This is a genomic window from Sphingosinicella flava, from assembly GCF_016025255.1.
Lineage (GTDB): Bacteria > Pseudomonadota > Alphaproteobacteria > Sphingomonadales > Sphingomonadaceae > Allosphingosinicella > Allosphingosinicella flava.
The window spans coordinates 1,227,465-1,240,988 of record NZ_CP065592.1 but is presented as its reverse complement, the minus strand read 5'-3'; the positions used below and the strand labels follow the sequence as shown (position 1 = coordinate 1,240,988).

General features: G+C 66.6%; 9 protein-coding genes. 4 read left to right on the top strand and 5 right to left on the bottom strand.

Translation table 11 applies throughout. The features are described 5' to 3' along the window. Positions 1-7: 7 nt before the first annotated feature. Positions 8-463, bottom strand: a complete 456-nt coding sequence (locus tag IC614_RS06395; protein WP_200970539.1) for a MaoC family dehydratase — start codon at positions 461-463, stop codon at positions 8-10. A gap of 82 nt (positions 464-545) precedes the next feature. Here IC614_RS06395 and putA point away from each other — a divergent pair, with 82 nt between their 5' ends. Further along, a complete protein-coding gene (putA, locus tag IC614_RS06390) occupies positions 546-3,578 on the top strand; it encodes a bifunctional proline dehydrogenase/L-glutamate gamma-semialdehyde dehydrogenase PutA (protein WP_200970538.1) in 3,033 nt (1,010 codons plus the stop codon). Here the strand turns inward: putA and IC614_RS06385 are convergent. From IC614_RS06385 to IC614_RS06375, 3 genes are read right to left on the bottom strand one after another with little or no spacing between them, the layout of a single operon-like run. Further along, entirely contained in the window at positions 3,552-4,733 is a 1,182-nt protein-coding gene (locus IC614_RS06385; RefSeq protein ID WP_200970537.1) for a mechanosensitive ion channel family protein, read from the bottom strand. The genes putA and IC614_RS06385 overlap by 27 nt on opposite strands. Continuing rightward, positions 4,733-5,740, bottom strand: a complete 1,008-nt coding sequence (locus tag IC614_RS06380; protein ID WP_200973131.1) for a DNA topoisomerase IB — start codon at positions 5,738-5,740, stop codon at positions 4,733-4,735. Before IC614_RS06380 ends, IC614_RS06385 begins: the two co-directional genes overlap by 1 nt. Before the next feature lie 44 nt (positions 5,741-5,784). Then, positions 5,785-6,111: a hypothetical protein gene (locus IC614_RS06375; protein ID WP_200970536.1), complete on the bottom strand. Its 327-nt coding sequence runs from the start codon at positions 6,109-6,111 to the stop codon at positions 5,785-5,787. Positions 6,112-6,401: 290 nt separating this feature from the next. Here IC614_RS06375 and IC614_RS06370 point away from each other — a divergent pair, with 290 nt between their 5' ends. After that, positions 6,402-7,040, top strand: coding sequence for a S24 family peptidase (locus IC614_RS06370; RefSeq protein ID WP_200970535.1), 639 nt, complete (start codon positions 6,402-6,404; stop codon positions 7,038-7,040). On the opposite strand, the gene IC614_RS06365 is transcribed toward IC614_RS06370, so the two are convergent. Beyond that, on the bottom strand, positions 7,037-7,312 hold the full coding sequence (locus tag IC614_RS06365) for a hypothetical protein (RefSeq protein WP_226372585.1): 276 nt from the start codon (positions 7,310-7,312) through the stop codon (positions 7,037-7,039). The two genes, IC614_RS06370 and IC614_RS06365, sit on opposite strands and share 4 nt — an antisense overlap. On the opposite strand from IC614_RS06365, the gene IC614_RS06360 reads away from it, so the two are divergent. Next, positions 7,311-9,296 (top strand): autotransporter assembly complex protein TamA, encoded by a 1,986-nt coding sequence (locus tag IC614_RS06360; RefSeq protein ID WP_200970534.1) that lies wholly within the window; start codon positions 7,311-7,313, stop codon positions 9,294-9,296. The two genes, IC614_RS06365 and IC614_RS06360, sit on opposite strands and share 2 nt — an antisense overlap. 14 nt (positions 9,297-9,310) lie before the next feature. Then, positions 9,311-13,483, top strand: a complete 4,173-nt coding sequence (locus tag IC614_RS06355; protein WP_200970533.1) for a translocation/assembly module TamB domain-containing protein — start codon at positions 9,311-9,313, stop codon at positions 13,481-13,483. Positions 13,484-13,524 lie beyond the last annotated feature (41 nt).

Here is a 13,524-nt window from a genome sequence, read left to right as displayed (position 1 = left end):
TGCAATTTCACACATATATAAGGCCGATCCAGTCGGCGGTAAGCGCGGGCTTGTCCTCACCCTCGATTTCAACGGTGACATTGTGCAGCGCCTGCCACTGGCCGGGGCGCTTTTCCTCGAACGCGGCGAGGGTGAAGTGGCCCCGCACGCGCTTGCCGGAGCGGACCGGCGCGATGAAGCGGACGCGATCGAAGCCGTAATTGACGACCATCTTCGTGGTATCCGGCACCATCATCACGCCCGCGCCCATCTGGCTCAGCAGCGACAAGGTGAGGAAGCCATGCGCGATCGTCCCGCCGAACGGAGTCTGCTTCGCCATGTCCGGATCGACATGGATGAACTGCCGGTCTCCGGTCACGTCGGCGAACGTGTCGATATGCGCCTGGGTCACCTCGATCCATGGCGACGCGCCAAGATCGGCGCCCACTTTCGCCTTGATATCGTTGAGACTGGCAACAGGCATATTCCCACGCGCCTCCGGCTTCGCTAGGGCGCCGGTCTAGAACCCGATTTGCGGCGGACTCAAGCCCCTTAGGAGAGGCAAGATGGCAATTGGCCCAAGCGACGCTACGGCAACCGCGCGTGCCGAAATTTCGCGGCTTTTCCGGATGCCGGAACCGGATGTGCTTTCCGGTCTGCTGAAGGATGCCCGGCTCGATTCGGGCGAACGCGCACGGGTCGAGAATCGCGCTCTCGGCATGCTGGCTGAGCTGCGCAGCGCCCAATCCTCGGGCTGGGTGAACCAGTTCCTGCAGGAATATCGCCTCAATACCTCGGAGGGGGTTGCGCTCCTGTCGCTCGCCGAAGCCTTCCTGCGCGTTCCCGATCCGGAAACCGCCGATCTCCTCATCGCCGACAAGCTCGGCAATGCCGATTGGCGCGCCCATGCCGGAAAGTCGCATTCGAAGCTGGTGAACAGCGCGACCTGGGGCCTTGTCATCGGCCGCGCGCTGGTGAGCGACAGCAGCCAGGCCAGCATCCTGAAAAAGCTCATCGCCCGCGCGGGAGAGCCGTTCGTCCGCCAGGCGGTCGGCGCCGCGATGCGGATGATGGGCGAGATCTTCGTCATGGGCCGTACGATCGAAGAAGCAATCGGCCGGATGAAGAAGCCGGAGAATAAGGGCTTCACCGCCAGCTTCGACATGCTCGGGGAAGCGGCGCGCACCTTCCCGGACGCCGAGCGCTATTTTCGCGCCTATGAGGATGCGATCCACGCCGTCGGCAAGGTGCCGGAGGCGGGCCACTCCATCTCGGTCAAACTTTCCGCCCTCCATCCGCGCTATGAAGTCGCGCAATATGACCGCTGCGTTTCCTCGCTGATCGAGCAAGTCGAAGCGCTGGCGACCCTCGCGGCCAATTACGGCATCGCCTTCACCATCGATGCCGAGGAAACCGAGCGGCTCGAAATGAGCCTCGACATCATCGGCACCGTCGCCGCGCTTCCGGCCCTCAAGGGCTGGGACGGCCTCGGCATGGCAATCCAGGCCTATGGCAAGCGCGCGCGTCCGACCATCGCCTGGGCCGACGCCGTGGGCCGCGCCACCGGCCGCCGCATCGCCGCACGCCTGGTCAAGGGCGCCTATTGGGACAGCGAGATCAAGCGCGCCCAGGAACAGGGCCTGCACGAATATCCGCTCTTCACCCGCAAGGCCGCGACGGACGTCTCCTACCTCGCCTGCGCGAAGGACATGCTGGCCGCGCCCAACATCTATCCGGCTTTCGCCACCCACAACGCGCTCACCGTCGCCACCATCCTCAAATGGGCGGGCGATAGCCGCGACTTCGAATTCCAGCGCCTCCACGGCATGGGCGAGGGGCTATACGAGAAGCTGGTGCGCGAAGAGGGGTATCACACCCGCATTTATGCGCCGGTCGGCGGCCACCGCGACCTCCTCGCCTACCTCGTCCGCCGCCTGCTGGAAAATGGCGCGAATTCGAGCTTTGTCCACCAGCTCGCCGACGAGCAGATGACCGACGCCGAAATCCTCGCCGATCCGGTCGAAAAGATCGCGGCGGTGGGCGGCACGCGCCACCCCGGCATCCCGCTTCCCAAGGATTTGTTCGGCCCCGAGCGCAAGAATAGCGAAGGCATCGACCTCAACGATCGTGCTATTCTTGCCAAAGTCGCCCACCAAGTTTCGTTCGTCCCGAGCGAAGTCGAGGGGCGCTCGCGCGGTCGCATCTCGACTTCGCTCGATACGAACGATGAGGGCGGGGTTGCACAGGGATTCGTTGCCCGCGCCCTATCCGCCTACCCCGCATGGGAAGCCGCAGGCGTAGACCACCGCGCCGCCTGCCTCGACCGGCTCGCTGACCTCCTCGAACAGGAACGCGACGCGCTGATGCGGATCGCCGTCCAGGAAGCGAAGAAGACCATCCCCGACGCCCTCGGCGAAGTGCGCGAGGCCGTCGATTTCTGCCGCTATTATGCCCAGCAGGCGCGCGATCACCTCCAGCCCCTGGAACTCCCGGGCCCGACCGGCGAACGCAACCTGCTCCGCATGGAAGGCCGCGGCGCCTGGGTCTGCATCGCGCCGTGGAATTTCCCGCTTGCTATCTTTCTGGGCCAGGTCGCCGCAGCGCTCGTCACCGGCAACACGGTGGTCGCCAAGCCCGCCCCTCAGACGCCGGAAATCGCGGCTTATGCCGTCGGCCTCGCCCATAGTGCGGGCATTCCAGAGGACGCGCTTGTCCTCGCCATCGGCGGCCCCGAAATGGGCGCGGCGCTCACCGCCGATCCGCGCATCGCGGGCGTCGCCTTCACCGGCTCCACGGCCACCGCCAAGCGCATCGCGCGCACCCTGCTTGAGGATGAAGACCGCCCGATCGTCCCGCTCATCGCCGAAACCGGCGGCATCAACGCGATGATCGTCGATTCCACTGCGCTTCCCGAACAGGTGGTGCAGGATGTCGTCACCTCCGCCTTCCGTTCGGCGGGCCAGCGCTGTTCAGCACTTCGGCTGCTCGTACTTCAGGAGGAAATCGCCGACCGGACGTTGGAAATGCTGGCAGGCGCGATGGACACGCTGGTCGTCGGCGATCCCGCCGATCCGCGCACCGATGTCGGTCCGGTCATCGATCAAGGCGCCTACGATCGCCTAATGACCTATCGCGAGACCCAGGGGGATCGCTGGATCAAGACGGTCGATGCGCCGAGAGACGGCCTGTTCGTTCCGCCCACCGCTATCCGCCTCGACGCCATCGAGGATTTGAAACGCGAATGGTTCGGCCCGATCCTCCACGTCACGACCTGGAAGGCGGGGCAGCTGGAAGACACGATCCGCCGCGTCAATCGCAGCGGCTTCGGCCTCACCATGGGCCTCCACAGCCGCATCGCGCGCTCTGCCGACGATGTCGAACAGCTCGCCCGCGTCGGCAATCTGTACGTCAACCGCTCGATGATCGGCGCCATCGTCGGCTCCCAGCCCTTCGGCGGCGAAGGCCTATCCGGCACCGGTCCGAAGGCGGGCGGCCCGCACTATCTCCCGCGCTTCTGCGCGGAGCGGGTGACGAGCACCGATACCACCTCATCGGGCGGCAATGCGACCTTGCTATCGCTGAACGATGTGGGGCTTTGACGGACCTTCCGGACCGATCCGCGGCTCCGCATAGGGCATGACGAGGCGCCCGTCCGGCGCGGCGGTGAAGGTCGTCTGCGTCGGATAGGCGAATTCCGCACCCAGCTCCCGGAACCGGCGCATGATCGCGATCATGATGTCCTGCCGCGCCTGCATGGCGGCATCGATGTCCGCGGTTTCGACATGAAAGACGAACTCATAATCGATGGACGACGCGCCGAACTGATAGGCGTGGCAGCGATCGAACGTGGCACCATCGCGCTGTTCGACGATCTCCTTCACCTCCGCGCCGATCCGCGCCAGCATCGCGGGCGGGGTTTGGTAGACGAGGCCGAAATTCATCACGATCCGCCGCCGTTCGAAAAGCGCGTAATTGTGGACGCGTTCATCCAGCAGCTTGGTGTTGGATATCACGACCTGCTCGCCTTGCAGGGATCGGACGCGCGTCGTCTTGAGGCCGATCCGTTCGACCGTGCCGGTGATCGTGCCGAAATGGATGGTGTCGCCGCGGCGGAAGGGCTTGTCGAAGATGATGGCGAGCGCCGCGAACAGATCGGAGAAGATGCCCTGCGCCGCGAGGCCGATGGCGATGCCGCCGATGCCGAGACCCGCGACGAGGCCGGTGACGTTGACGCCCAGATTGTCGAGGATGACGACGATGGCGATGGCGAACAGGCCGATGGTGACGAGCAGGCGGATAATGCCGATCGCCGATCCCAGCGTGCTTTGTTCGTCCGATCCTCCCGCCCGATGCTCGATGGCGCCGAGGATCAGCTCGCGCGCCCAAATCGCGACCTGGAACGTCGCCGAGATCACGAACAGGATGTTGATGAGGCGCAGGAGATCGCGGGGCGTCGCGGCATGCTCGGCGACCAGTTCCGCCGCGCACATGACGATGAAGAAGAGGCTGGTTCTGGCGATGGTCCGCGCGAAGACGGAGCGCCAATGAACGTCGCCGGTATTGCGCGCCACCCATCGCGCGCCGAACGAACGGATGCCGATCAGGGCGAGCGCGATCACCGTTCCGGCAAGGGCAGCGGTCAGCACGCCGAGGCTGTTGTCGGCGATCCAGGCGGATGCTTGGCGCATGAGGCTGGCCGCCTGCGCGGATAGATCTTCCGCGGCGCCTGCCGGTCCAGTGCTTCGATCGGTCATCAGGCCGCTTGTATCCCCGCTTCCGTTTCGGCGGCCAGAGTGTCGAGAAAGTCGATCAGGCCGCGCTCGGCGCTCGACAGATACTTGGTGGGACGGGGGCATTGCAACCCGTCGAGGGGCTCCCCCTCATGAGCCTTGACGAGATCGATCAGCGCGGGGTGAACATAGGATTTGCGGCTGATCGCGGGCGTATTCCCCAGCGCCTTGGCGACGGGCGCGAGCAGCCGCTTCAGGGTCAGCCCTTTTTCTCCCGCCGCGCAAATCTGTTCGAACGCGATCACGCTCGCGCCCCAGGTGCGGAAATGCTTGGCGGTGAAGTCTTGGCCCATCGCATCGCGAATGTAAGCGTTGACGTCGCTGGAGCTGACGGGCTGCGGCTCGCCCTGATCGTCCACATATTGGAACAGATGCTGGCCGGGCAGATCCTGGCATTTCTTCACCATCCGGGTCAGATTGCGGTCGGTGATCGACAATTCCTGGAGCTGCCCGGATTTGCCCTTGAAGCGCATCTTCACCGTCTTGCCGGTGACCGACACATGCCGCGTCCGCAGCGTGGTCGCGCCGAAACTCTTGTTCGCCTGCGCATAGGCCTCGTTGCCGACCCGGACGAAGCCGAGGTCCATCAACCGAACGACCGCGGCGACGACCGCATCGCGGCCCAGTTTCCTTCCGGCGATATCCTCGGCGACGCGGGCGCGGAGCAGGGGGAGGGAGCGGCCGAAACTCGCGCAGCGGTCATATTTCTCGGCCTCCCGCTGCGCGCGAAAATCGAGGTGATAGCGATATTGTTTCCGGCCTTTGTCGTCATAGCCGATGGCCTGGATATGGCCATGAGGCGACGGGCAGAACCAGGCGTCGGTATAGGCTGGCGGAAGGCCCACCCGGTTCAGCCGGTCGATTTCCGCGCGGTCGACAATCCGGTCGCCCTTCGCGTCATAATAAGCCCATCCCCGGCCGGCGCGGCGGCGCGTGATGCCGGGAAGGGCGTCGTCGACGAAGCATAGCATAGGCAATGGTAATCGCCGCCCGGCGGATTTCGTTCCGCTGGAGGCTAAGCGTCCTCGACCGTCAGGGCCTCCAGGCGGATGCGGACCGCGCCCCGGTCGGTCAAATCCCGGCCAAGCACGATGATGTCGGCGACGATATGCCCGCGCAGCGTGAATTCGGCGGCTTCGATGCCGGTGAGGAGCGCGTCCGCCATGTCGTCGGCATGGTCGCCCTCGATCCGAAAGGCGATGTGATGCCGTGCGCCTGAGAATGTCGCGCTGGCCCAAGGGCGGCTGCTCAGATTTTCAATCGCGAGCGTGGCCCGGTCCCCCGCGCGCCTGCGGATCGCGCGCAGCAACTCGCTCGACGCGTCGCGTTGCAACGCCATCATCGCCGCGCCTCCAAGCCATGTTCTTGCGAATCGAGGTAGGCGCCGAGGCGCGCCGCCGTCTCCGTCCGCAATTCCCGCCCATTTCTCAGATCGAAAACCAGACGGGGATCGCGAAGTGCGTCCCGCCCGAAGCGAGTCGCCGGCGTGTTCGTCCGGCGCAAATAGCGCTCTATTCTCCATAAAACCTGATCCATCCCTCCGTCCTTTCGACTCACTATCGTTCCTGATATGTTCTCATCCTAAGCCATTTCCTACTTGTCTAGGAAAAATCCTATCCGTATGGGAGGAACATGGACGTGCGCACGACCCTTCAGCGTTTGATCGAGGAAAGACGGGAAGATTATGCTGGCCTGTCCCGCATGCTCGGCCGCAATCCCGCTTATATGCAGCAGTTCATCAAACGCGGCACGCCCAGGAAGCTGGCGGAAGATGACCGGCGCCTGCTCGCCCGCTATTTCGGTGTCCCTGAAAGCCTGCTCGGCGCGCCGGACGAGGCGCCGTCCGGCGATCTTCTGGTCTCGGTGCCGCGTCTCGACATTGGCGCGTCGGCAGGGCCGGGCGCTTTCACGGGTGACGAGCAGGCGCGCAATTTGCTGGGTTTCGACAAGGCGTGGCTGCGCACGCTGACGCGCGGCGATCCGTCCAGGCTATCGATGATCCGCGTCGAAGGCGATTCGATGGTTCCCACCCTGTCCGACGGGGACGACATCCTGGTCGACGGATCGGACGGTGCCGAAACCTTGCGCGATGGTATTTACGTGCTGCGCGTGGACGGCGTCCTGATGGTGAAGCGGATCGCGATGAATCCCGCCGCGCGCCGTGTGTCGATCGTCAGCGACAATGCCGCTTATCCGGGCTGGCCGGATTGCGCGCTGTCGGACATGGAGATTGTCGGCCGCGTCGTTTGGGTCGGCCGTCCGCTCCGCTAGGTCCGGCGGCGGTCGATCAGCCAGAGGGCGAGGGTCACGGCGATTCCGGTGCCGAGCCCGATCAGGAAGCCGAGGCTCGGCTCTCCCGCGAACGTCCCGATCACCGCCCCGGCGACCATCGCGAGCGCAAGGAAGACCCCGGCCGACCGGGGCTGCGTGGAAGGAGTGTCAGCCATAGGGTCTCCATGGCAGGTCGGCCGCGTCTTTTCCAGCGCCCAGGCGATGCAATCTTCTCTGGCGGCGGCGGCTTCCTCCCTGTAGGTTTCGCTCATGTCGGAAGTCGCGGCGGGGCGGCGAGTGGCGGCGCTGATGGCCGCGACTGCCCTTTTTCTTTGTCACAGCCCGGCCATGGGCCAGGATGCCGAGGTGCTGGACCCGGCGTTGCAGGCGCCGCTCGACCCTTCCGCGCCGCTGGATCCCCTGCCCGGCCTTGGCGTGGAATGGCCGGACCTCGAAAGCGGGGCGGATGACGGCATTCCGGACATACCCGACACGGCCGTGGCCGACGCGGCGGTGGAGCGAACTTACACCGTCGCGATCCGCGGCCTCGATGGCATCGACGCCGGCGGCATCCGCGCTCAATTCGCGGAATTGTCGGTTCTCGAAGCCAATCGCGGCGATCCCGCCAACGCCGCGCAGATCGACCGCCGCGCCGACGAGGATCGCGATCTCCTGATCCAATTGCTGCGGGCAAGGGGCTATTACGACGCCGTCGTCGAGGCGCGTGCGGAATCCGGTGCCGGCACGGGCCAGGTGAACGTGATCCTCGAGGCGCAACCCGGCGCCCTCTACCGTTTCGCCGAAGTGAGCCTCCCTGGCATCGAGGCGGCGGGGGCCGATGAGTCCAGTCTGCGCACGGCTTTCGGCATCCGGCAAAACGATCCGGTCGATGCCGCCGCGGTGACGGCGGGAACGGCGGCGTTGCGCGTGGCGCTCGGCGAGCAGGGCTATGCTTTCGCCACGGTCGGCGAGCTCGACATCGTCGTCGATCACGAAGCGCGCAGCGCCACGTTGCGCTTGCCCGTGGCGCCCGGCGGCGACCGCCGGTTCGGCGCGATCGTTGTCGATGGCACGCCGCTCTTCTCGCCCGAACATATCGGCGTCATTGCGCGCTTCGACGAAGGCGATCCGTTCGAGCAATCCCGGCTGGAAGACCTGCGCCGCGCTCTCGTCGCTACGGGACTAGTCTCCACCGTCATGGTCCGGCCGGTGGCCAACGAGGCGACGGGCCGCGTCGATGTCGCCGTCGCGCTCGAACCGGCCCCGCCGCGCACCGTCGCGGGCGAAATCGGTTATGGCACGGGGGAAGGCCTGCGGGTCGAAGGCAGCTGGCAGCACCGCAATTTGCTGCCGCCCGAAGGCGCCGTCACGTTTCGCGGCGTCCTTGGCACGCGCGAGCAAGTTATCTCCGCCACGCTCCGCCGCAACAATTTCCGTCGCCGGGATCAGGTGCTGAACGCCCTCGTCGCCGCCACCCATGTCGAGCGCGAAGCCTATGAGGCGCATACCTTCACTTTGTCCGGCAATATCGAACGCCAATCCAACATCATCTGGCAAAAGGCGTGGACCTGGTTCGCTGGCGCCGAACTGCTCGCGTCGGACGAGCGCGACGTCGATCTAGCCAGCGAGCAGGAGCGTAGCCGCACTTTCTTTATCGGCGCCTTGCCCGCGGGCCTTGCCTATGACGGATCGGACGACCTGCTCGATCCGACGCGCGGCTTCCGCCTTTCCGGCCGCCTGTCGCCGGAGATATCGTTGCAGGACGGCGCGTTCGGCTATGCCCGCGCTCAGATCGACGCCAGCTTCTACCGGCCGGTGAACGATCGCGTGGTTTTCGCCGGGCGGGTCCGGCTCGGGACGATCCTCGGCGCGGAGCGCGACCGGATCGCGCCGTCCCGCCGCTTCTATGCGGGCGGCGGCGGCTCGGTGCGCGGTTACGGCTATCAGGCCCTGGGGCCGCGCGACCCGGTCTTCCGCGATCCGATCGGCGGCCGCAGCCTTGCCGAATTTTCGATAGAGGCGCGGGTGCGGACGCCTTTGTTCGAAAACAGCCTCAGCATCGTGCCATTCCTGGATGCGGGGAACATTTATACCGGCGAATTGCCCGACACCCCGAACCTCCGCTTCGGCGCGGGGGTCGGCGTCCGCTACCACACCAATTTCGGTCCGATCCGCGTCGATGTCGGAACCCCGCTCAATCCGCAATCCGGCGACAGCCGGGTCGCGGTCTACGTTTCGCTGGGTCAGGCCTTTTGACGGACGCCGGGGCCATGGGGGAAGCGCCCCGGCCGGGGCGCAGGAAGGCGCATCTTCTGGTGCGCCTTGGCCGCTTCGCCTTCGCGTTTTTCGTCGCGGCCCTGCTCGGGATCACATCCTTCCTCGTCTATCTCGACACCGAAGCCGGGCATCGCTTCATCGCCAAGACGGTGGCGGAACAGGCGCCGCGTTCGGGTTTCCGCATCCGCATCGGCGCCATCGAAGGCTCCATCTGGGGCGAAACCCGGTTGAAGGATGTCCGCCTGTACGACCCGCAAGGGCTCTTTGCCCAATCGCCGGAAGTCGCGCTGGATTGGGAACCGATCGGCTGGGTGGCGAACCGGCTTCATATCAATACGTTCGATGCCCGCCTCGTCATCCTCCACCGCCTGCCCAAATTCCGGCCGAGCGTCGAGCCGCGTCCGATCCTGCCCGGCTTCGACCTCTGGATCGATCGCTTGCGGGTGGAGGAACTGCGCATCGGCCCCGCCGTCACCGGGCGATGGCGTTCCGGCACGCTGCAGGGCCGCGCCGACATTCGGGACGGGCGCGCACTCATCGATCTCGACGCGGTGATCCGCGACGGCGGCGATCGTCTCGCCTTGCTGCTCGACGCCCAGCCCGATGCCGACCGCTTCGACCTCGACGTGCAGCTCGATGCTCCGGCCAACAGCCTCACGGGCGCGATCGTGGGCACGAAGCGCCCGATCCGCCTCGCCATCGAGGGCGACGGCACCTGGACCAAATGGTCGGGCCGTGCCCTGCTCGATCTTTCCGGACGGCGCAGCGCCGACCTGCGCCTTGGCGTGGAAGCGGGCCGCTACGGCTTGTCCGGCGCGCTCGCGCCCGCCCAATTCCTGAAGGGCAAGTTGATGCGCCTGTCCGCCCCGCGCATTGATCTTAAGGGCGCCGGCACGTTCGAGGACCGCCGCCTCGATGGCCGTTTGTCGCTGCGGTCGGCCGCGCTCAAGGTTGAGGCCGCCGGGATCGTCGATCTCGCGGGCAAGGGCTTCGACAATGTCCGCCTTGGCGTGGACCTGCTCCGTCCGGCAGCCTTGTTTCCCAACATGACGGGCAACCGCATCCGCCTCGCCATGACTTTAGACGGTCCGTTCGGCACGGCCGCTTTCTCCTATCGCGCCACCGCGCCGCGCGTCGCCTTCGACGATACGGGATTCGAAGATGTCCGCGCCGAAGGACGCGGGCGGCTGTCCGATCCGCCGGTCGCCGTTCCCATCCGCTTCACCGCGCGGCGCGTGACGGGCGTCGGCAGCGTCGCGGGCGGCATTCTCGCCAATTTGCGCGTCGACGGCCTGCTCAAGGTCACGGCCCGGGCATTGACCGGCGAAAGCCTGTCCCTGACTTCGGACAAGTTGAAGGGCAAGGTCAGCCTGTTCGTCGACCTCGTCACCGGCCGATACGATGTCGTCCTTTCCGGAGGCCTCACCCGCTATTCCATTCCCGGCCTCGGCATCGTCGACGTGACGAGCGAGTTGAAGGTGGTGCCGGGCGCGAACGGGCGCGGCACGATCGTCACGGGCACCGGCAAGGCCTGGGTCCGGCGCCTCGACAACAAATTCCTCGCTTCCCTTGCCGGGGGTCTCCCGCGGATCGAGACCGGCCTCCTGCGCGGCGCGGACGGCGTCATTCACTTCCGGAACCTGCGCCTGCGCGCGCCGAAGATCGCGATCAACGGCAATGGCTACCGCCGCCGCGACGGCACCTTCCATTTCGAGGGGCGCGGCAATCAGGCGGACTATGGGCCTTTCTCGATCGTCCTCGACGGCGACATCTCCCGGCCGCGCGTCACCCTCCGCCTCGACCGGCCCAACGAGGCCCTCGGCATTCGCGACATGGACCTGACGCTCCAACCCAATGCGGGGGGCTATGCTTATGAAGCGGCTGGGCTTTCGACTCTTGGCCCCTTCACGTCTAAAGGCGCGATCCTGCTCCCCGCTAATGCCCCGGCCGTCATCGCGATCGACGCGCTGCAAGTATCCGGTACCAGCGCGACGGGGCGCCTGCGCTCCGATCCCGGCGGCTTCCAGGGCCAGCTCAATATTTCCGGCGGTGGCCTTCGTGGCGGCCTCCTCTTCCAGCCTGCTGGCGGCATCCAGCGGATCGAGGCGCATCTCGTCGCCGATCAGGCGCGTTTCGCGGGGCCGCCCGCCATCGCCATCCGCCGGGGCCGCCTCGACGGCGTGATCCTGCTCGATCCGAACGGCACGTCCATCGAAGGCACGTTGGAAGCGCGCGGCGTCACGCGCGGCGCCGTGTCGCTCGCCAGCATCAGCGCCTCGGCCAGCCTGCGCGGCGGTTCGGGCCAGATCCGCGCCGATGTCGCGGGCACGCGCGGCCGCACTTTCACCTTCGCGGCCGTCGCCGACGTGACGCCGCAACGCATTGGTATCTCTGGCCGGGGCAGCGTCGACCGGCGCCCCATCGCGCTCAAGTCTCCCGCCATCCTGACCCGTGCCGGCGACGGCTGGAACCTCGCGCCGACCGCAATCACCTTCGCCGGGGGCAGCGCCGAAGTGGGGGGCATGTTCAATTCCGCGCGAACCCAGATTGATGCGCGGCTCGACGCCATGCCGCTCACCGTGCTCGATATCGCTTATCCGGATCTCGGCCTCGGCGGGATTGCGTCGGGCACCTTGCGTTACGACGTGCCCGCTGGCGGCGGCGCGCCGAAGGGGGATTTGAACCTGCGCGTGCGCGGCCTCACCCGCGCCGGGATCGTCCTGTCCACTGCTCCGGTCGATCTCGGCATCGCGGCGAAGCTCGACGGCCGCAACGCCGCGCTCCGCGCCGTCGCAGCGAGCCAGGGCCGCACCATCGGCCGCGCCCAGGCCCGGCTTTCGCCCTTGCCGGACGGCGGCACGCTCATCGACCGGCTGAGCGCGGCGCCGCTTTTCGCGCAGATCCGTTACAATGGGCCAGCCGACACGCTTTGGGGCCTGACCGGCGTCGAATTGTTCAACATCAGCGGTCCGGTCGCCCTCGGCGCGGACGTGACCGGAACGCTGAACGATCCCGCCATTCGCGGCTCCCTGCGCGCCCAGCAGGCGAGGCTCGAAAGCGCGATCACCGGCACAGTCGTCCAGAATCTCGCCGCTTCCGGCCGTTTCGACGGGTCGCGCCTGCTGCTCGACAGCTTCAGCGGCACGACGAAGAATGATGGCAGGGTTTCGGGCCGTGGCTCCTTCCTCCTGTCCGCGCGCGGCCTCGGCATCGATCTCACCGTCGACGCCAATCGCGCCCAGATACTCGACCGCGACGATTTGAAAGCGAAGGTGACCGGCCCGATCCGCATCCGGTCGGACGGGGATGGCGGCACCATTTCCGGCGACCTCAATCTCGTCAGCGGCCTCTTCCGCCTCGGCAGCGCCACGGCGGCGGCGCAGGTGCCGCGTCTGCCGGTGCGCGAAGTGAATGGGCGCGACGACGATTGGACGGAAACGCGGACGCCAAGCCCCTGGCAATTCGACATGGCGGTGCGCGCGCGAAACGGTTTGCAGGTGACCGGGCTCGGCATTTCGAGCGAATGGAGCGCGAACCTGTCGATCGACGGTCCGGTCACTGCGCCGCGCATCAACGGCCGCGCCGATCTGGTGCGCGGCAGCTACGATTTCGCCGGGCGGACCTTCGATCTTGAACGCGGAGTGATCCGCTTCGTCGGCGACGCGCCGCCCGACCCGATCCTCGACATCGTGGCCCAGGGCGGGGTGCAGGGCCTCAATGCGACGATCCGCGTGACGGGCAGCGGGCTCCGGCCGGAAATCGCCTTCACCAGCACACCGCCTTTGCCGCAGGACGAGCTTTTGAGCCGCCTGCTGTTCGGCACGTCGATCACCAATCTCTCCGCGCCCGAAGCGTTGCAACTCGCCGCCGCCGTCGCGGCCCTCAATAACCCGGGCGCGGGCCTCGATCCGATCAATGCCGTCCGCTCAGCCGTCGGGCTCGACCGGCTCCGCATCCTCCCCGGCGACATCGTGACGGGGCAAGGAACGTCGCTCGCGGCCGGCAAATATCTGGGCCGCCGCTTCTATGTGGAGGTGGTGACGGACGGCCGCGGTTATTCGGCGACCCGCATCGAATATCAAATCACGCGCTGGCTCTCTCTCCTGTCGAGCGTCTCGACGATTGGGCGCCATAATGCGAGCGTCCGCGTCTCCAAGGATTATTGATCCTCGACAATTCCGGGGCGGACTGCCAGCAAGGGCGCCGA